This window comes from Brenneria corticis (assembly GCF_003115855.1).
GTDB classification, from domain to species: Bacteria; Pseudomonadota; Gammaproteobacteria; order Enterobacterales; family Enterobacteriaceae; genus Brenneria; species Brenneria corticis.
On sequence record NZ_KZ819081.1, the window covers coordinates 76422 to 94443 of the forward strand.

At 60.6% G+C, this 18022-nt stretch carries 14 protein-coding genes; 11 read left to right on the forward strand and 3 right to left on the reverse strand.

What is annotated here, in order from left to right; genetic code table 11:
* Positions 1 to 126: 126 nt before the first annotated feature.
* Together DDT56_RS13335 and DDT56_RS13340 are read right to left on the reverse strand one after the other, a co-directional pair.
* Positions 127 to 1911 (reverse strand): aryl-sulfate sulfotransferase, encoded by a 1785-nt coding sequence (locus DDT56_RS13335; protein WP_136166929.1) that lies wholly within the window; start codon positions 1909 to 1911, stop codon positions 127 to 129.
* 105 nt (positions 1912 to 2016) lie between these two features.
* Entirely contained in the window at positions 2017 to 3594 is a 1578-nt protein-coding gene (locus DDT56_RS13340; protein ID WP_136166930.1) for an ABC transporter permease, read from the reverse strand.
* Positions 3595 to 3898: 304 nt separating this feature from the next.
* Between DDT56_RS13340 and DDT56_RS13345 the strand changes: the two genes are divergently transcribed.
* Positions 3899 to 4930, forward strand: a complete 1032-nt coding sequence (locus DDT56_RS13345) for an ABC transporter substrate-binding protein (protein WP_246856780.1) — start codon at positions 3899 to 3901, stop codon at positions 4928 to 4930.
* Here the strand turns inward: DDT56_RS13345 and DDT56_RS13350 are convergent.
* The gene (locus DDT56_RS13350; RefSeq protein ID WP_136166932.1) at positions 4918 to 6528 is read right to left on the reverse strand and encodes an EAL domain-containing protein; all 1611 of its coding nucleotides are present in this window, start codon (positions 6526 to 6528) and stop codon (positions 4918 to 4920) included. The genes DDT56_RS13345 and DDT56_RS13350 overlap by 13 nt on opposite strands.
* A gap of 215 nt (positions 6529 to 6743) precedes the next feature.
* On the opposite strand from DDT56_RS13350, the gene DDT56_RS13355 reads away from it, so the two are divergent.
* From DDT56_RS13355 to DDT56_RS13400, 10 genes are all read left to right on the forward strand, one after another.
* The gene (locus DDT56_RS13355; RefSeq protein WP_136166933.1) at positions 6744 to 8102 is read left to right on the forward strand and encodes an aldehyde dehydrogenase family protein; all 1359 of its coding nucleotides are present in this window, start codon (positions 6744 to 6746) and stop codon (positions 8100 to 8102) included.
* Positions 8103 to 8277: 175 nt separating this feature from the next.
* On the forward strand, positions 8278 to 9321 hold the full coding sequence (eutR, locus tag DDT56_RS13360) for an HTH-type transcriptional regulator EutR (RefSeq protein ID WP_136166934.1): 1044 nt from the start codon (positions 8278 to 8280) through the stop codon (positions 9319 to 9321).
* 202 nt (positions 9322 to 9523) lie between these two features.
* Entirely contained in the window at positions 9524 to 10432 is a 909-nt protein-coding gene (locus DDT56_RS13365; protein ID WP_136166935.1) for a LysR family transcriptional regulator, read from the forward strand.
* A 370-nt stretch (positions 10433 to 10802) separates the two neighbouring features.
* Positions 10803 to 11798, forward strand: coding sequence for an enoyl-CoA hydratase/isomerase family protein (locus DDT56_RS13370; RefSeq protein WP_136166936.1), 996 nt, complete (start codon positions 10803 to 10805; stop codon positions 11796 to 11798).
* A gap of 101 nt (positions 11799 to 11899) precedes the next feature.
* Positions 11900 to 12739 (forward strand): beta-keto acid cleavage family enzyme, encoded by an 840-nt coding sequence (locus tag DDT56_RS13375; RefSeq protein ID WP_136166937.1) that lies wholly within the window; start codon positions 11900 to 11902, stop codon positions 12737 to 12739.
* 34 nt (positions 12740 to 12773) lie between these two features.
* Positions 12774 to 13943 carry a thiolase family protein gene (locus tag DDT56_RS13380; RefSeq protein ID WP_136166938.1) on the forward strand — a complete coding sequence of 390 codons (1170 nt, stop codon included), beginning with the start codon at positions 12774 to 12776 and terminating at the stop codon, positions 13941 to 13943.
* 2 nt (positions 13944 to 13945) lie between these two features.
* Entirely contained in the window at positions 13946 to 14611 is a 666-nt protein-coding gene (locus tag DDT56_RS13385; protein ID WP_136166939.1) for a CoA transferase subunit A, read from the forward strand.
* The gene (locus DDT56_RS13390; protein WP_136166940.1) at positions 14608 to 15252 is read left to right on the forward strand and encodes a 3-oxoacid CoA-transferase subunit B; all 645 of its coding nucleotides are present in this window, start codon (positions 14608 to 14610) and stop codon (positions 15250 to 15252) included. The genes DDT56_RS13385 and DDT56_RS13390 overlap by 4 nt, the downstream gene beginning before the upstream one ends.
* 120 nt (positions 15253 to 15372) lie before the next feature.
* The gene (locus DDT56_RS13395; protein ID WP_246856772.1) at positions 15373 to 16707 is read left to right on the forward strand and encodes an MFS transporter; all 1335 of its coding nucleotides are present in this window, start codon (positions 15373 to 15375) and stop codon (positions 16705 to 16707) included.
* Positions 16708 to 16768: 61 nt separating this feature from the next.
* Entirely contained in the window at positions 16769 to 17947 is a 1179-nt protein-coding gene (locus DDT56_RS13400) for an acetyl-CoA C-acetyltransferase (protein WP_136166942.1), read from the forward strand.
* The last annotated feature ends 75 nt before the right edge of the window (positions 17948 to 18022 follow it).

Sequence of the window (18022 nt, forward strand, 5' to 3'; positions counted from 1 at the left end):
CGACCGCGGGGATGACGGGGGATATTTTATCGCAGGGATGACGGGATACTCTTCTTCGTCATGCCCGCCTGCGCACCGATTTAGCCATCCGCGGCCAAGCCCCGTCGGGGAAGGGAACAATTCCCCTCACCGCACCCCCTCCAGCCATTGGCGCAGGGCGTGCGCCTGGAGTACGCCGCCGAGGCGCCCTTTTTCCTCTCCCTGCGCCAGCCACAGCAGGGTGGGGAGCGAGCGCACCCCGAGCTGACTGGTTAGCTCGGGATGATGGTCGGCGTCCAGATAGCGGCTGGTGATATGACGATAACCGTCCTCGTTGAGTATCGCCGCCAACTGGCGATACAGGCTCTTACAGTGCACGCACCGCTCCGCGCCGACCAGCACCAGCGCGGACTGCCCGTTGAGCGCGTCCCGCTCTCCCTCCTCCAGCGGCGCGAAGCGGGAGCGGTCGACGCTGAACAGTTTGGGGCTGCGTTTCAGATCCTCGCTGTCGGTGGCGACGCACAGCGCGTCGGCGCTTTTTTTGTAGGGACGTACGCCGTCGACGCGAATAACGCTGGCGAAGCCGGGCTGCGCGGCCCCCGGCAGGCGAAAACGGGTGTTGTCCGGCGCTTCCACCGGGATTTCCCGCGGACGCGCCAGCTGCGGCACCCAGTCGTAGGGCACGCGATAGGCGCGGTAGAGCATATTGGTGTTGACGGTCTTGCCCCAGTAGGGCGAGATATACTCCCACACGATATCGTGCTCCGCCGTCACCTCGAATATCCGGCCGTTGGCCCCTTCATTGATCAGCGTGTTGCCGTTGGGCAGGCGCTGAATATTGCTGATATAGGGGCTGTAGAAGCGAAACGCGTCGGTCGGGTGCGGAATACCGGCTTCGTAGGGCGAATAGCGCCAGACGATATCCAGGGTGACCGGGTTGATCTCCAGTATGCGTGAGTAGTCGCGCCAGACGTTTTTCACCCCGTCGGCGGAAGCCGGATTCGGCGCGCCGTAACCCGCCCAGCCGCCGTTGTCGAACAGCAGAATATTGCCCGCGCCGGGCAGGCCGGCGGGGATCATATGGGCGTGGTGCTGGCCGATAATCCATCCCAGATGTTTCAGTTCCGGGGTATTGTAGTCCGGGCCGAGCTTCCAGACGATGTCGCCGCTGGCTTTATCAATAATGGCGATAATATTGGATTCGCGCGCGTCCCAGATGATGTTGTCGGGGTGAAAACGGGCGTCGCCCTGGTCGAACCACGGGTTGGGGCCGAGAGCCGACATTGAGTTGATATGCATCCAGTCGCCCATGCCGCCGCCGCTTTTGCGCATGTTGGGATTATTATAGATGGCGCTTTTGGCCGCGTCGTCAAAGCCCAGTTGATCAAAATGATCGCTACAGCGCCATTCCCACAGAATATTTCCCTGCCAGTCCACCTCGATAATGGTGTCGTCAAGCAGCAGCTTGTCGCTGATGCGCGCATTGTGCAGATTTTTATGCGCCAGAATCAGCGTATTGCCGCCTATGGCCTGCGGCTCCTGCCCCGGCGCATAGTAGCCCACCGGGTTGCCGCTGCGCTGGTAGTCATGGTGGGCGCGAGCCATCCACTCGGCGGGCAGGCCGGGATCGCTAACCTGTTCATAGCCATTGAATTTCCATACGATATTGCCGTCCCAGTCCACCTGGATCAGGTCGATCATATCCTGCATGCCGTAGCGCGGGTCGCGTTCGCCGCTGTGGCCGAGAATATAACCGCCGGGCAGGATCTTATTGGGAAAACCGTGCAGTCCTTCCCACAGACGCAGTTCGGCGCCGTTCATATCGATCAGCACCGCGCCGCTTTCCAGCGCCTGAAAGACGGTATAGCCGCCCCAGGCTTTTTCCGGGTTATAGAGGGTGGTGCCGGTGGGGTAAACGGAAGGATGTCCCATTGCAAAACTCCAGTCAGAAAGTGGAAACGGATTCAACCGGCGCGGCCGGGGAAATTTTCAGACGCTCAAACTGCACCGCCGGCGGCCGGCCGGTTGGGATGTCGCTCAAGAGGATTCTCCTGCGTTGCGCCAGCGGGTCATACGTTTTTCCAGGCTAAGGCCGGCGCGGTCGATGGCCGCGCCGGTGACGCCGATCAGCAGCATGCCGCTGAGAATGGTGGGCATATCCAGCAACTGCTGGGCGTTAATCATCAGGCTGCCGATACCGATATCCGACGACATGAAGTACTCCGCGCCGACCGTGCCGAGCCAGGCGTAAATCAGCGACAGGCGCAAACCGGCAAAGATGGCGGGCGCGGCGCCCGGCAGGATCAGCGCTTTCAGCCGCAGCGCCAGCGATAGTTGCAGCACCTGCGCCATCTCCTGAAGCTGGTGCGAGCGCTGACGCACGCCGCGGTGGCTGGCCACCAGCATCGGAAAGAAGGAGGCCAGCGCCACAAACACCACTTTTCCGGCTTCGCCGTTGCCTACCCAGGCGGTGAGTAGCGGCAGCCAGGCAAACAGCGCGATCTGGCGCAGCGTGGCGACGGTGGGGGTGAGCAGCGCGTCGGCGCGCGGGCTGAGGCCGAGCAGCACCCCGAGCAGCAGACCGACGGCGATACCGCCCGCGGCGCCCGCCAGCGCGCGCAGCAGGCTGTGGCGCATGGCGTCCGGCAGGACGCCGTCGGCGAACCCCTGAACCAGCGTGTGCCAGACGGCGGAGGGAGGCGGCAGCAGCACGGCGTCCACCCAGCCGGACAGGCTGGCCTGATGCCAGAGCGCCAGCAGCGCCAGCGGCAACACGACTCCGGCGCGCCAGCGCGACGGCGCGGCGTTAAGGCGGCTGACCGGCGGGTGCGGCCAGTAGACCAGCCGCCGCTCCAGTCGGTCTATTCCCCACTCCATCAGCAGTCCGGCGGCGCCGATAACCGCGATACAGACAAATACGATATCCAGTTGAAACAGCTGACGCCCCCACACCAGCAGATAGCCGATGCCCTGCGACGACGCCAGCAGCTCCACCACAATCAGCGAGACCCAGGCCTGCGACAGCGCCAGCCGCAGCCCGGTCAGCCAGACCGGCAGCATCGCCGGCAAGGTCAGGCGCATCAGCCGTTGCCGCCAGGGCAGGCACAGGGTGCGCGCCGCTTCCAGCAGCGAGGCGGGAATATTGCTCACTCCGCTTTGAGTGTGCAGAGTGACGGGGACGATCACCGCTTTGACGATGACCGCCAGCTTCAGGCCGTCGTCGATGCCGAACAGCACCATAAATAGCGGGATCCACCCCAGCGTGGGAATTTGCGCCACGGCATACACCGTCGGGTGCAGCAGGGCGGCCGCCCGCGGCGACGCGCCCATCAGCGCGCCCAGCGCAGTACCGGCGAGCAGCCCGGCCAGCAGACCGCTGAACAGTCGTTGCAGGCTAACCCACAGCTGCGACAGCAAATCGTCGCGCCACAGCTCGGCGGCGGTGCGCATCACCGTGGCGGGCGCGGGAAGGATTTGCGCCGGCATCCAGCCCTGGCGGCTGCCGACGTACCACAGCAGTAGCAGCATCAGCGGCACCACCAGGGGATACCACGCGCTTGCCGGCAGCCGGAAGCGGGTGGGCGGAGAGCGTTTTAGCACCATAGCCTTATTCATTTTCTTGCATGAAGCCAGTGGGAACGGATGAATAAAGGAATAAAAAACAGGTTTAGGCGCCGAATGCCAATGCATTAAATCGATTAGCGGCGTGCAAAAAACGCATATCCGGCGTCTTGCCGCCTGATGGCTGATTTATGCTTTTTTTCACTGAATAAAGCGGGAAATGTTATTTAAGACGCGCATCCTCCCTTCGCTAGTTTGATGCAATATCCTGTTATTGGTGGAGAAAATAATGCACACGACGACACTACGGCACGAACCTCGCCGGCAAGCGGCTCTTTACCGTATCGCCGGGGCCCTGATGCTGATCGGCCTGACGCTGACCGGGGCCGGCGCGCGGGCGGAGGAAAGCAGACCAACGGAAATCCGCATCGGTCTGCCCGACCAGAGCGCCGGCAGCAAACCCTTTATCCGCGGGCCGCTGGGGCTGGCGCATATTCGCCAGCAGCTGGAACAGGTGTTTGAGCCGCAGGGCATCAAAATCCGCTGGTCGTTTTTCAAAGGCGCCGGCCCGGCGGTGAATGAGGCGCTGGCCAACCGGCAGCTGGACGTGGTCTATCTGGGGGATTTGGCCGCCATTATCGGCCGGGCGGGCGATTTGCCCACTCGCGTGCTGGTGGGGTCGCGCGGCTCCAACTCTTATCTGGCGGCGACGCCGGAGTCGGGGATCCAGCGCATTGCGGACCTGCGCGGCAAGCGCGTCGCCGTGTACAAGGGAACGGCGGACCAGCTGTCGTTTGAGCGCGCGCTGAGCGGCGCCGGGCTGAACGAGCGTGATATCCAGGTGATCAATCTGGACTGGACCGCGGGTAAAGCCGCGCTGGCCGCCAGACGGGTGGATGCGGTATGGGGCGGCGTAGGGCTGCTGACGCTGCGCCGGCAGGGGATCGATATCATCGCCGACAGCCGTTCGCTGGGGCGGGCCAATACCACCCAGGCGGCGGTGCTGGCGACGGAGGCGTTTATTCAGCGCTATCCGCAGGCGACCCGGCAACTGGTGGAGGTGCTGGCGGACAACGCCCGCTGGATCGCCGATCCGGCGCATTTAACCGAGTATATCGCGCTGATGTCGGCGCAGAGTCAGATCCCGGCGGCGCTGTTTGAGGAAGAGCTGCGGCCGGAGGAGCTGAATTTCCAGAGCTCGCCGCGGCTGGACGACTTTTTGCAGGCCAGCTTCGCGGACAGCATTCAGCGGGCGAAAGCCGCCGGTCTGATCCGACGCGACTTCCCGGTGGACCAGTGGTTCGACGGCCGTTTTGTCGATCGGGCGCTCACCGACCGCCAGTGGGACAAGGTGTGGCCGGGGTACGATGCCGGCGGTCAGGCGCAGTAGTCCCGGTTTTCCGCGGCGGCCGGGTCTTTCGCCGGTTGGAGCCGCCGCCGCGCGTGCAGCCACGTCATCAATGCCCGGCCGTCCATCGGACGGGCATACAGATACCCTTGCATATACCGCACGCCGCACCGTTTAAGATAGCGATATTCATGGCGTGAGTTCACTCCTTCCGCGACCATATCCAGCTCGAGCCTTTTGCTGAGCCCGATAATGGCGTCGAGCACCGGCGTATCATTGTCCGCGGGTCCGATGGCGCTGACGAACCCCTTGTCGATTTTAAGGTAATCCAACGGGAACATCTGCAGATAGGATAGGGAGCAGTGGCCGGTGCCGAAATCATCAATGGCGATAATAAAGCCCTCCCGACGCAGCAGCGCCAGTTTATCCACCACATCCCGCTTATTGACGATCAGGCTGCGCTCGGTGAGCTCCAGGGTGATATTCAGTTTGTGCGGCGCCAGCATGGCCGCGAGCCGGCGAATATCATCCACAAAGGCCGGGTGCTGAATATGTTCGGCGGCGATATTCACCCCCAGATGAAAGCCGTCGGGCACCTGCCAGTGCTTAACGTCGGCGGCCAGCAGTTCGAACAGGTGCAGCGTCAGCGGGATAATCATTTTTTCGGACTCCGCGGCGGTGATAAACACATCGGGGGGGATGCTTCTGCCGCCGGGCCGATACCAGCGCATCAGCGCTTCCACCCCGACGCAGCAGCGAGCGGTCATATCGTAGACGGGCTGGTAATGTACGCTGAATTCGTTGGTGAGCATGCCCTTGCGCAGTTCATCGCGCAGCGACATTTTGCGTTTCTGCCATGAACGTACGGCGGAGACGAAAATCAGCGAGAGGAACAGCGCCACCGGCAGAAAAGCGAGGAAATCGCGCTTCCACGATTGAATCAGCTCGGACGCCGGCAGCGTCGCGCTGACCGTGATCGGGTAACGAGAGGACGTTTTGGCGTCGGTCAGCGGAGAGATAAATGGATGATTATCCATAATTTCCCGACCTTCCTTAATCTGATAGCCATCGCCGAATTGTACCGTCAGCTGATATTGCCGGCTAATTCCCATCGCGCTCATAAAGTCGATTAAATACTGCCCGTCGACGATGGCGAAGGTGCCGAACGATGACGCATTCAACCGGGCAAAGATCACCGCGGGGCGCTCCTGAACCCCTCTGGTCGCGCGCAGTGAAACATTCCAGGAAACGGGCGGAGGGGAAGGCAGCGGATATTGCAGAATGTCGCTCAGAGGCACAAGCACGTCGCCGGAGACCGATGAGCAGTACATATTCGGACCCTGGGTAAGGCCCAGCGAGCGAAAATAGGGGGAGAGGGTTCCCAGGCGCACCAGCCTGGGGGAAGCGAGGGCACAGGAGTTTCCCTCGAACGTCCGCAGGGCGGATACCATATCCCAGGCCTTCCGACTGATGGACTCCGCCTGATGGACGATGACCAGGGTGGTTATTTCCAGATCCTGCTTTACGTTTTGTCTTGCCGTGACGTAGCTGAAAATAATGCCCAGCAAAAAAGGGAGTAGCCCGGCGGCTATTAACAGCAACAGGTTACCGGGAGAGTGGAGATGCTTGGTTTTTGCCATTACGTTTTGTCGAATTGAAATACTTGGGTATATACACAGCTTAGCAGAATATTTTTCCCTGCCTTGCCGACGGCGGGCGCGCTTATTTAAGTGATCCACTTCAATTTTTTATCTTACTTGCCGAAATTTGTTATTTCCTTTGGCGAATCGTTGTCAGAATCGTTAGCAGCACCATTTGGCAGAAGCGGCTCGCAATACAACAAGAGGAATAATCAATGGAACAGCTAATGACTGAAGGGGCGGTGCTGTCGCCGCATGCCGGCGTGTTCGACTCGCTGGATGATGCGGTATACGCCGCGACGCAGGCGCAGAAAATGCTGAACAGCGTAGCTCTGCGCCAGAGCGTGGTCGCCGCTATTCGTCAGGCCGGAGAGCGGTATGCTCAGGTGCTGGCGGAAATGGCGGTAGCGGAAACCGGCATGGGACGGGTTTTCGATAAATACACCAAGAATGTGTCGCAGGCGCGCGGTACGCCGGGGCTGGAGTGCCTGTCGGCGGAGGTATTGACCGGCGACAACGGCCTGACCCTGATTGAGAACGCGCCCTGGGGCGTGGTGGCCTCGGTCACGCCCTCCACCAATCCGGCGGCCACCGTTATCAATAATGCCATCAGCATGATCGCCGCCGGCAACAGCGTGGTGTTCGCGCCGCATCCGTCGGCGAAAAAGGTGTCTCTGCATACCATCAGCCTGTTGAACAAGGCCATCGTAACGGCCGGCGGGCCGGAAAACCTGCTGGTCAGCGTGACGAATCCCGATATTGAAACCGCGCAGCGTCTGTTTAAATATCCCGGCATCGGCCTGCTGGTGGTGACGGGGGGCGAGGCGGTGGTGGAAGCGGCGCGCAGGCACACCGACAAACGGCTGATCGCCGCGGGAGCCGGCAATCCGCCGGTGGTGGTGGATGAGACGGCGGATTTGGCGCGCGCCGCGCGCGCCATCGTACGCGGCGCGTCTTTTGACAACAACATCATCTGCGCCGATGAAAAAGTGCTGATTGTGGTTGATAGCGTGGCGGATGCGCTGTTGGCGGAAATGCAGCGCCACCAGTCGGTATTGCTGAGCGACGATGAGACGCGGCGGCTGTTGCCGCGGTTGTTGACGGATATCGACGAAAACGGCAAAGGGAACGTCAGCCGGGAGTGGGTCGGCCGCGACGCGGCGAAAATCGCCGCCGCCATCGACCTGAACGTCGGCGAGCAAACCCGCCTGCTGCTGGCGGAAACCGACGCCGCGCACCCGTTTGCCGTCACCGAGATGATGATGCCGGTCCTGCCGGTGGTGCGCGTCAAGGACGTGAAGGAAGCGATTGACCTGGCGGTGAAACTGGAGGGCGGCCGCCGCCATACCGCGGCGATCCACTCCACCAATATCAACAATATGCATCGTATGGCCAGCGCCATTGATACCAGTATCTTCGTCAAGAACGGCCCCTGTCTCGCCGGTCTGGGGCTGGGCGGCGAGGGCTGGACGTCCATGACCATTTCCACGCCGACGGGCGAAGGGGTGACGTCGGCCCGCACCTTTGTCCGCCTGCGCCGCTGCGTGATGGTCGATATGTTCCGTATCGTATGAGGCGCATCGGCGCGTGAATGGCAACTACCCGGCGGCCAGGCCGCGGGAGGGAGGAGGCGTTCGGGCGGCGGCGATTGGCGACGACGACAAGGGATCGCCGGCGTCACGTTAATCCGCCCTGTTATGCTATAGAGTGGTCGATAATATCGTTATGGCTGTCATTAAGGAGCGTACGATGACGATAAAACGCCCCAATCTGCATGGTCTCGACGACGTAAATTATCCCGCGCAGGGAAAAGCGGCGTCGCTGATCGAAGATGAAAACGTGCATCAACGTTATACGCAGGATGTGTATGCGCAATCCTGCGCCATTACGGCATGGCAGCAGCTTTACGATCAAATTCATCCCGGCCATTTTCGCGGCGAGTTAACGGAGTTGCGGGTCGACGGTATCCAGTTCTGCCATGAATACACCAATCTGGCGCTGCGCCAGTCCTGCATGGTATGGCCCGAGGCGTTCTGGCTGGGCATTCCCGCCGCGCAGGGCGCGGCGGGCTTTATCGGCTCGCAGCCCATTGATGAGCGGAGCATCGCGCTGAGTCCCGGCGGTAAGGAGTTCGAGCTGAGTACGCCGAATGAATACGCCATCCTGGGCGTGGTGATCTCTTACGACGCGCTGTTCCGGCATAACGGCATGCTGGCGGATCAGGAACGGTTCCGCCATCTGCTGCATCAGCCGTCGGCGCTGATGGTGGAGCCGCACCAGAAAGCGGCGCTATGGTCTTTGGTGCGGCAGGCGCTGCGCTACGGCAGCCGCGACCCGCAGTGGATGCAAAACCGCCATGCCGGCAAGATGCTTAATGATAGTCTGCTGACGATGGTGATGGCGTTGCTGGAAAGCGCGGACCCGTTACCATCCAGCTCAACGGACCGGCGCATGGGCTATCGGCGGCTGGTTTCCCGCGCGCGGGAATATGCGCTGGAGCGGACGTCGGAGCCGGTGACGGTTTCCGATCTGTGCCGCGAGCTGTACGTCAGTCGCCGCACGTTGCAGAACGCGTTCTGCGAGGTTCTGGGCGTCGGCCCGAACGCCTGGCTGAAAATGATCCGCCTCAACGCGGTACGCCGCGAACTTATCAGTCCCTTTTCCCGCTGCCATACCGTCAAGGACGCCGCCATGCAGTGGGGATTCTGGCATTTAAGCCAATTCGCCAACGATTATCAGCGCTTATTCAACGAAAAACCGTCGGCGACGCTGCGTATGCGCGCGCGGCACTAATCACCGCGCCCGTCATGCGCCGCCGTGCGCTCGGCAAATCCTCTGTTTTCCTCTCCCTGCCCCAATCAAACGCCGCCGCCGGATCGCCCCGGCGCGAAACCGACAAGGATAAACGCTTTGATAGCTTTCACATTTCGTGCGCGGTGATTTCGCTATAGTGTCGGATACGTATGGGGGGACGCCTCAGGGGAAAGATTCAACGATGAAAATGCAGCTTTTATACGAATTTATTCTGTTGTCGGAATTGCTTAATTTCAGTAAAGCTGCGCAGAAAATGAACATGACCCAGCCGGTTCTCAGCCGTCATATGAAGTCTCTTGAGGAGCAGTTCGGCGTTGAGTTGTTCCGGCGCGATACGCACAGCGTCGAGTTGACATCCATCGGAAAATTGTTTTCCGATGAAGCGCGTAAAATCATCTTTCAATATGAAAGCTCGGTATCCATCGTTAACGCTTTTTCGGGCAAAAGCCAACGCCGCCTGACCATTACTTTTCTGGGGGAGGCCATTCAGCATGTGCTGGTTACATTCCTCACCCAGTTTCAACAAAATAATATCGGCGTCGCCGTGGATTGCCGGGACAGCGAGCTGGATGAGGCGCTGCTTTTTCTCGAAGAGCATACCTGCGATCTGGGTTTTTTAATTCGTCCCAATTTTTGGGAAAACAAAAAGTTTTGCAGTTTGTCATTTCAAACCGATCCGCTGTGTGTGGCTGTGAACAGGAACCATCCGCTGGCCGGGCGGGGGCGGGTGTCCCTAAGAGAGGTCAGCGAATGGCCGATTATTCGCGTCGATCCCCGTGAATTCTTATTGGCTGAAGCGTACAGCACGCGTTTTTTCGACTGCTATGATATTGCGTATACGCTGGACAAAGAATATCCCAATCTTAAAACCTGCTGTTTTAATCTGGAATTCAGGGATCGGGTGGCATTGCTGATGCCCAAGCACCGCGGCTACTTGCTTGGTAATAACAGCGTATTACTGGAGGTGATTGAAAATGATTACTGGTTTAATCTGGAACTGGTATGGGACAGTAAAAATACCAACCCCTGTATTCCGCTTTTTTTAAAGGAATTTAAACAGTTTTTTAAAAATAAAAATTTTCCCTCCTGAATATGGGGGATATTTCCCCCGCGCCAGATTAACGCCATGTGATGGACGATTATCAAATGTGACTTGCATCTCATTAATATGTTATTTTTTATTATCTATTTTAAATTAAATTACCCGTATTCTAGGATTGGTGTTTTGTCTTGTTGTTGTTTTATAAGGTAAAAATAATAAATCTTCATGGTTGTATAAACGGTTATGTTAAAAAAACATAGCCGAAAAAATAAAAAGAATTTCTCCCGTTTAAAACGGGGTGTTACGTTTTTCCTGTCTGGAAGCACCAGAGGAAAAATGTGAATCACATCATTTAAATCGACGTTACTTCCTATAAATTCCGACCAATTCAAATAATGCCATAAAGAAGGAGTAAATCATGGTGATTAAAGCCAATTATGAGTCTGATGCCGGAAAACGCAAAGAAATGTCACATAAGGAATTGGGAACAATTCCCCATATGCCTTTCGAAGAATATTCGGAAAAGCTCAAACACTGCTTCACCATGAAGCGGAAGAACGGAATTCTTGAAGCCCGTCTGCATACCAACGGCGATAGCCTGCAATGGGGGGCGCCGGCGCATCAGGCGCTGCACTACTTCTTCGACTGGGCCGGACGAGATCCGGACAACGAAGTCATCATCCTCGGCGGCACCGGCAAAGACTTTATGAAAGGCATCGGCCGGCTGGATGAGAACGGCAACTGGCTGCCGGCCACCGAGTTCGCCTCCGCGCCGGACGAAGCCTGGAAAATGTATGAATATCAGTATTATGACGGCACCAACGACATTGAAGGCCAGGTCTTCGACGTTGAGGTGCCCACCATCGGCGTATGGAACGGCGCCGCCTTCCACACCGACCTGGTGCTGTTCAGCGATATCACCCTGTGTACCGAGGACGCCTGGACCACCGAGATGCACTTCCGCACCAACATGGTGCCCGGCGACGGCATCCAGATCGCCTGGCGCGAGCTGATGGGGCGCAAACGCTACGCCTACGCCGAACTGACCGGCGAAATCATCACCGCCCGCAAGGCTCTGTCCCTCGGCATGGTCAACGAAATCTGTACCGATACGGAAGCGACCTACGACCGCGCCTGGGAAATCGCCGAGCTGATTATGCGCACCGGCACCCGCGTGACCCGCCGCATCACCACGCAGATGCTGCGTAAAGCCTGGAAGGAAGATATCGCCAACGAACTGCGTAGCGCTTTCGCCACCGAAATGTTCGTCACCGCCACCGAGCACTCTCCACACGAAGCCAACTACTGGACGTGGGCGCACGAAGAGGCCGAGCTGGTCAAGGCCGCCGAGAAGAAAGGCAAGGTTATTCGTCCGCGCATCGGCGGCGGTCAGGAAGAAGACGAAATCAAGTAAGCGCCGGTCGCCCGCCTGCGGCCGCTACGGCGGCAACGGCGGGTGTGTATTAAGTAACCTTTTGATTTAACAACTATAGAAGCTGTGAGCGGGGAAAATCCATGAACACAGGCAACGACGTTATTATTTCCGCCGCCCTGACCGGCGCGGTAACGCCAAAAGAGATCAATGAACATATCCCACTGACGCCGGAGGAAATCGCCGCCGACGCCTATCGCTGCTGGCAGCAGGGCGCGACCATCGTGCATCTGCATATGCGCGACGACCAGGGGCAGGGCACGATGGACTGCGACAAGTTTGCCGAAACCATCCGTCTGCTGCGCGGCTACCGCGACTGCGATGTGATCATCAACTGCACCACCTCCGGCGATCACCGGGCCAGCGATGCGCAGCGTATGGAACACGTTTCCCGGCTGGAAGGGATTGAAATCGCCTCCTGGGACGCCGGCTCGTTTAACTGGATGCCCGGCGGCGTATTTATCAATTCCCCGCAGTTCCTGGGCAAACTGGGCGAAATCCTCACCGAACGGGGGATCAAGCCGGAAGTGGAGATCTTCGACAGCGGGATGCTGGGCGTCGCCGGCTATTTTGTCGAGCAGGGCAAATTACGCGCTCCGCTGCACTACCAATTCTGTCTCGGCGTACCGGGGGGAATGCCCGCCACGGTGGAGAATCTGAACTATCTGGTGGCGCATATTCCCGCCGACGCCACCTGGTCGGCCTTTGGCGTCGGCAAACACCATCTGCCGATTCTGTTCGCCACCCTGGCGCTGGGCGGACACGTGCGGGTGGGTCTGGAAGACAACGTCTATTTCAGCAAAGGGGTGAAAGCCACCAATCCACAATTGGTGGAACGCGCGGCGCAGGCCGTTCGCCTGGCGGGCAAACAGGTGGCGACGCCGGCCGTCGCCAGAAAACTATTGGGGCTGCGTCCTCTGTAGCGATCCCCTTATACGGTTACATCGGGAAACGATTATGAAACAGGCAGTCATTGTGTCGGCGGCGCGTACGCCGATCGGCAGGTGCCGCGGTTCGCTGGCGCCGGTTCCGGCGCATATGCTGGGCGCGCTGGCGGTGAAGGAAGCGGTACATCGGGCCGGGATCGACCCTGAAAGCATTGATGACGTTATCTTTGCCAATTTAATGAATAATGAAATCAATAACATGGGGCGGATGGTGGCGCTGGAAGCGGGGCTGCCCATTTCGGTGCCGGGCATCACGCTCGATCGCCAGTGCGCCGCCTCGCTTAACGCGCTGGCCTACGGCGCGATTCAGATTATGGCCGGCTTTGCCGAGACGGTGGTGGTCGGCGGCGTGGAGAGCGACTCCCGGCGCACCTGGTCGCTGGAGAAAACCGAAACGGCGTATTCGGTGCAGCCGCCGCGCTTTGTGGATATCCATACCTCGCCGGATCGGCTGGGCAATCCCACCATGGGCATCACCGCGGAAAATATTGCCCGGCGCTATTTGCTGAGCCGCCGGGAGCTGGACGAATTTTCGCTGCGCAGCCACCGGCTGGCCGCCGCCGCCTGGCAGGAAGGGCGTTTCGACGCCCAGGTGGTGCCGGTTACGCTGCCGGATCGCCGCGGGCGGGAGATCGTGGTGCGGCAGGATGAGTCGGTGCGTCCCGACTGTTCGCTGGAGGCACTTTCCGCTCTGCGCCCCAGTTTTTGCCAGGACGGCATGGTAACCGCCGGCAACAGCTCGCCGATGAGCGACGGCGCCGGCGCGCTGGTGGTGATGGAGCGCTCGCTGGCGGAGGCGCAGGGTCTGGAGATCCTGGCGGTATTCCGCGGCTATGCCGCCGCCGGCGTGGATCCCAACTTTATGGGGCTGGGGCCGGTGCCGGCGACGGCCAAACTGCTGCGCCAGACCGGCCTGGCGGTCGAGGACGTTGACCTGTGGGAGCTGAACGAGGCGTTCGCCGCCCAGTCGCTGGCCTGTATCCGCGATATCGGCATGGACCCGCAGCGGGTCAACCCCAACGGCGGGGCGATCGCGCTCGGGCATCCGCTGGCCGGAAGCGGCGCCATTCTGGCCACTAAAACCGTTTACGACATGCAGCGCCGTCAACTGAACAACGCCGTGATTACCTTTTGCGTCGGCGGCGGTCAGGGCGTTGCGGTCCTGCTGACGAGGGAATGACGATGTCGGGAAAATTCACTTCAATAGATGAAATCACCGCTCTGTTTAAGGACGGGCAAACGCTGATGTGCGGCGGTTTCGCCAACCACGGCGTGCCGAATCGCCTGATTCAGTGCGTGATCGACAGCGGCGCGCGCCACTTCACCCTGATCTCCAACGATAGCGGCGATGCGGATCTGACCGTGGGCCGGCTGATCCATCACGGGCTGGTGGACAAACTGATCGCCTCGCATATCGGGCGCAATACCGAAACGGTGGCGCTGGTCGCCGCCGGAAAAATCGAGCTGGAGCTGGTGCCGCAGGGCAGCCTGGCCGAGCGCATGCGCTGCGGCGGTTCGGGGCTGGGCGGCGTGCTGACCAAAACCGGTATCGGCACCATGGTGGAAGAGGGCAAGCAGTTCGTCGAGGCGGAGGGCGAACGCTATCTGCTGGAAACGGCGCTGCGGGCGGATATCGGCCTGGTGCGCGCCCGTACCGCCGATCCGTTGGGAAATCTCACCTATCGCGGCACGATGCGCAATTTCAACCCGCTGGTCGCCAAGGCCTCCCGCCTGACGCTGGTGGATGCCGATATGCTGGTGGACGTGGGCGAACTCGGCATCGACAGCATCATCACCCCCGGCGCTTACGTAGACAAGATTCTGACGCTGCAAGGAGAACGCTTATGAACGCGCGAGATCGGATAGCCCGGCGCGCCGCGGCCTATTTTTCAGCCGGCGACGTCATCAACCTCGGCATCGGCATCCCCAGTCTGTGCAGCGACTATGCGCCCGCCGGCGTGATGTTCCACACCGAAAACGGCCTGGTGGGCATGGGGCCGCTGGTGGAGGGCGTGCTGGCGGTGGAGGGGTTCTCCAACGCCACCGCCCTGCGTTTCGTGCCGGCGCCCGGCGCCAGTACGTTCGACAGCGCCGAATCCTTCGCCCTGGTGCGCTCCGGCAAACTGGCGGCGACGGTGCTGGGCGGATTGCAGGTGGCGGAGAACGGCGACCTGGCCAACTGGGCGCAGCCCGGCCGCGTATTCGGTATGGGCGGGGCGATGGATCTGGTCAACGGCGCGCGGAAAGTGATTATCACCATGGAGCTGTGCACCAAAAAAGGAGAGCCGAAGATTGTTAACTCATGCAGCTATCCGCTGACGGGCAAGGGCTGCGTAAACCATATCGTCACCGAGCAGTGCGTGATTGACGTCACCCACGACGGACTGGTGCTGGTGGAACTGCTGGAAGGGCTGACGCCCGAGGATATTCAACGCCAGGTTGAACCTCGGCTGCTGATCGCCGAACGGCTGGCGATGATGCAGGCTTGACTCATTACTCCCCGTCGGAACGTCGCTGAACATTCCGACACCACCGTATAACGACGCCGGCGCCGCATTAGCGTCCCGGCATCGTGGGAGCACTATCCTATGACTGGGCAAGAAAATAATATGGCGTTTAATAAGACCACAAATTGTTCTACCCGGGGCGATGAGCAGCTCGCCGCCGCCAGCAGCAACGGCTTTGGCGCGCGCGGCTGGACCATCATCATCTTACAGGCGGTCATGTTCTGGATCGCCGCCGGCGCCATAACCCACGGCCTGAACGTGATGCTGCCGGCGCTGTCGCAGACCTACGATCTGGACTACAGCATGCTGCTGGCGCTGGCGACGCCGGCTTCCTGGGCCTCTATTCCCGCGGGGCCGATATGCGCCTGGCTGTGCGAGAAGAAAGGCGCCAAATTCAACATCATTTTCTGTCTGCTGGCCTGCGGGCTGTGCTTCGGCCTGCTGGGGTACAGCGGTTCGCTGACGGGGTTCGCGCTGCTGTTCGCCGGCGTCTGTTTCTTCGGCACCGGTTTTGCCTACGTGGGCGGCACCGCCATCATGACCAGCTGGTTCGTGCGCAAGGCGGGGCTGGCGCTGGGGTGGAGCACGGTGGGGCAGACGTTTTCCAGCGCGTTTTTCGTTCCCACGCTGGCCGCGCTGTTCGTCTGGCTGGGTATCCGCCATGGCTTCTGGGGCATCTCGACCATGATGTTTATCATGGCGGTGCTGGTGCTGCTGTTTGTCGCCAATAAACCCGAGGATATCGGCCTGGCCCCGGACAACGAGCGGCTTTCCGTCGCCGAACTGGGCGAGCGTATGCGCGCCCATGACGACTATGTCTGCCCGCTCAGCGTCAGGCAGTTGCTGGGGATGCGCGACGTGTGGTTTATGGGCATCGCCACCGGCGCCATCTACATCATGCTGGTGGGCGTGGTCAGCCAGATTGTGCCCCGGCTGATGGAGATGGGCTATGAGCTGCGTACCGCCATCTTCTATATGTCCGCGTCGGCGCTGTTCGGCACGCTGGGGGCCTACGGCTGGGGCTGGCTCAACCATCGCCTCGGGGTCAAACGGGCGCTGCTGGTCTACACCGCCTGGTGGATGGTGGCGGTGGTGATCAACCTGTTCGCTCATCATACCGTTATGCTGTGGGTCTCCCTGCTGATGATCGGCTTCAGCCTGCCGGGCGCCACCAATTTAAGCACCGCGCTGATCGCCACCAAGTTCCCCCGTCGTCTCTATATTCGCGCCATCGGCATCGTGCACCCGATTCAATCCGTGGTGCGCTGCTTCGCGTTCTCCATTCTGGCCTTCGGCCTGGCGTATCTGGGCGGCTATACCGGCGCCTACCTGCTGCTGGTGGGCGTGGGCGCCCTGGCGCTGCTGCTGATCTGGCTGACCGACGTGACGCCGGTAGAGGTTGACGCGCCCGCCGGGCGGGCCGGATCGCCGCGTTGATAAGGGCGTTCCCGGCGATAAGGAATAAACCAGGTTTTATTTTCGCTTACAAGAGGCATTTATGACATCACTTGTTATTGCCAGTGCGGCGCGTACGGCCATCGGCAAATTCGGCGGCAGCCTGAGCGCCTTTACCGCGCCGCAGCTGGGCGCGCTGGTTATGGATGCGGCGGTTCGCCGGGCGGGTCTCGGACCGGCGGCGGTCGACGAGGTGATTTTCGGCAACGTGCTTCAGGCGGGGCTGGGACAGAATCCCGCCCGCCAGGCGCTATTGCAGGCCGGCCTGCCGGACACCACGCCGGCGACCAGCATCAATATGGTGTGCGGCTCCGGCCTGCAAAGCGTGATTTTCGCGGCGCAAAGCATTGCCGCCGGCAATGCGGACGTGGTGCTGGCCGGCGGTATGGAAAACATGTCGGCGGCGCCCTACCTGCTTAATCAGGCCCGTTGGGGATACCGCATGGGCGACCAGACGGTAACCGACAGTATGGTCAACGACGGTCTGTTCTGCGCCGTCAACCGTTACCACATGGGGGTTACGGCGGAAAATGTCGCGCAACGCTACCATATCAGCCGTCAGGAGCAGGACGAGGTGGCGCTGCTTTCCCAGCAGCGGGCGGCGGCGGCGATCGAGCGCGGCGCGTTTCGCCAGGAAATCATCCCGGTAACGCTGAAAAGCAAAAAGGGCGACACGCTGTTTGCGGTTGACGAGCACCCGCGGGAGGGTACCTCGGCGGAAAGCCTGGGCAAACTGGCGCCGGCCTTTAATCCCGCCGGTTCGGTAACGGCCGGCAATGCGTCGGGGATTAACGACGGCGCGGCCGCGCTGGTGGTAATGAGCGAGAGCTGGGCGAAACAGCACGGCATTCAGCCTCTGGCGCGCATTCGCGGTTATGCCACCAGCGGCGTCGAACCGGCGGTGATGGGCATCGGTCCGGTGCCGGCAACCCGGCAGGCGTTGAGCCGGGCCGGACTCACGATAGCGGATATCGACCTGGTGGAAGCCAACGAAGCTTTCGCCGCCCAGTTTGTCGCCGTCGGCCGTGAACTGAAACTGGACATGGATAAAACCAATATCAACGGCGGCGCCATTGCTCTGGGGCACCCCATCGGCGCATCCGGCGCGCGGATCCTGGTAACGCTGCTGCATGCGCTGGCGGACAGGGACAAAACGCTGGGGCTGGCGACGCTCTGCGTCGGCGGCGGGCAGGGCGTGGCGGTGATAGTGGAGCGTATATAGCATATATCGGCGCAGGGCATACCCCAATTGGCTCCTCCCCCTGACAAGGGGGAGGCTGGGAGGGGGGAGCGGCAG

What these genes read in the sequence shown, in the direction of transcription:
- DDT56_RS13335 (WP_136166929.1), bottom strand. Translation starts at nt 1,911, where the DNA reads ATGGGACATCCTTCCGTTTACCCCACCGGCACCACCCTCTATAACCCG.
- DDT56_RS13340 (WP_136166930.1), bottom strand. Translation starts at nt 3,594, where the DNA reads ATGAATAAGGCTATGGTGCTAAAACGCTCTCCGCCCACCCGCTTCCGG.
- DDT56_RS13345 (WP_246856780.1), top strand. Translation starts at nt 3,899, where the DNA reads ATGCTGATCGGCCTGACGCTGACCGGGGCCGGCGCGCGGGCGGAGGAA.
- DDT56_RS13350 (WP_136166932.1), bottom strand. Translation starts at nt 6,528, where the DNA reads ATGGCAAAAACCAAGCATCTCCACTCTCCCGGTAACCTGTTGCTGTTA.
- DDT56_RS13355 (WP_136166933.1), top strand. Translation starts at nt 6,744, where the DNA reads ATGGAACAGCTAATGACTGAAGGGGCGGTGCTGTCGCCGCATGCCGGC.
- eutR (WP_136166934.1), top strand. Translation starts at nt 8,278, where the DNA reads ATGACGATAAAACGCCCCAATCTGCATGGTCTCGACGACGTAAATTAT.
- DDT56_RS13365 (WP_136166935.1), top strand. Translation starts at nt 9,524, where the DNA reads ATGAAAATGCAGCTTTTATACGAATTTATTCTGTTGTCGGAATTGCTT.
- DDT56_RS13370 (WP_136166936.1), top strand. Translation starts at nt 10,803, where the DNA reads ATGGTGATTAAAGCCAATTATGAGTCTGATGCCGGAAAACGCAAAGAA.
- DDT56_RS13375 (WP_136166937.1), top strand. Translation starts at nt 11,900, where the DNA reads ATGAACACAGGCAACGACGTTATTATTTCCGCCGCCCTGACCGGCGCG.
- DDT56_RS13380 (WP_136166938.1), top strand. Translation starts at nt 12,774, where the DNA reads ATGAAACAGGCAGTCATTGTGTCGGCGGCGCGTACGCCGATCGGCAGG.
- DDT56_RS13385 (WP_136166939.1), top strand. Translation starts at nt 13,946, where the DNA reads ATGTCGGGAAAATTCACTTCAATAGATGAAATCACCGCTCTGTTTAAG.
- DDT56_RS13390 (WP_136166940.1), top strand. Translation starts at nt 14,608, where the DNA reads ATGAACGCGCGAGATCGGATAGCCCGGCGCGCCGCGGCCTATTTTTCA.
- DDT56_RS13395 (WP_246856772.1), top strand. Translation starts at nt 15,373, where the DNA reads ATGGCGTTTAATAAGACCACAAATTGTTCTACCCGGGGCGATGAGCAG.
- DDT56_RS13400 (WP_136166942.1), top strand. Translation starts at nt 16,769, where the DNA reads ATGACATCACTTGTTATTGCCAGTGCGGCGCGTACGGCCATCGGCAAA.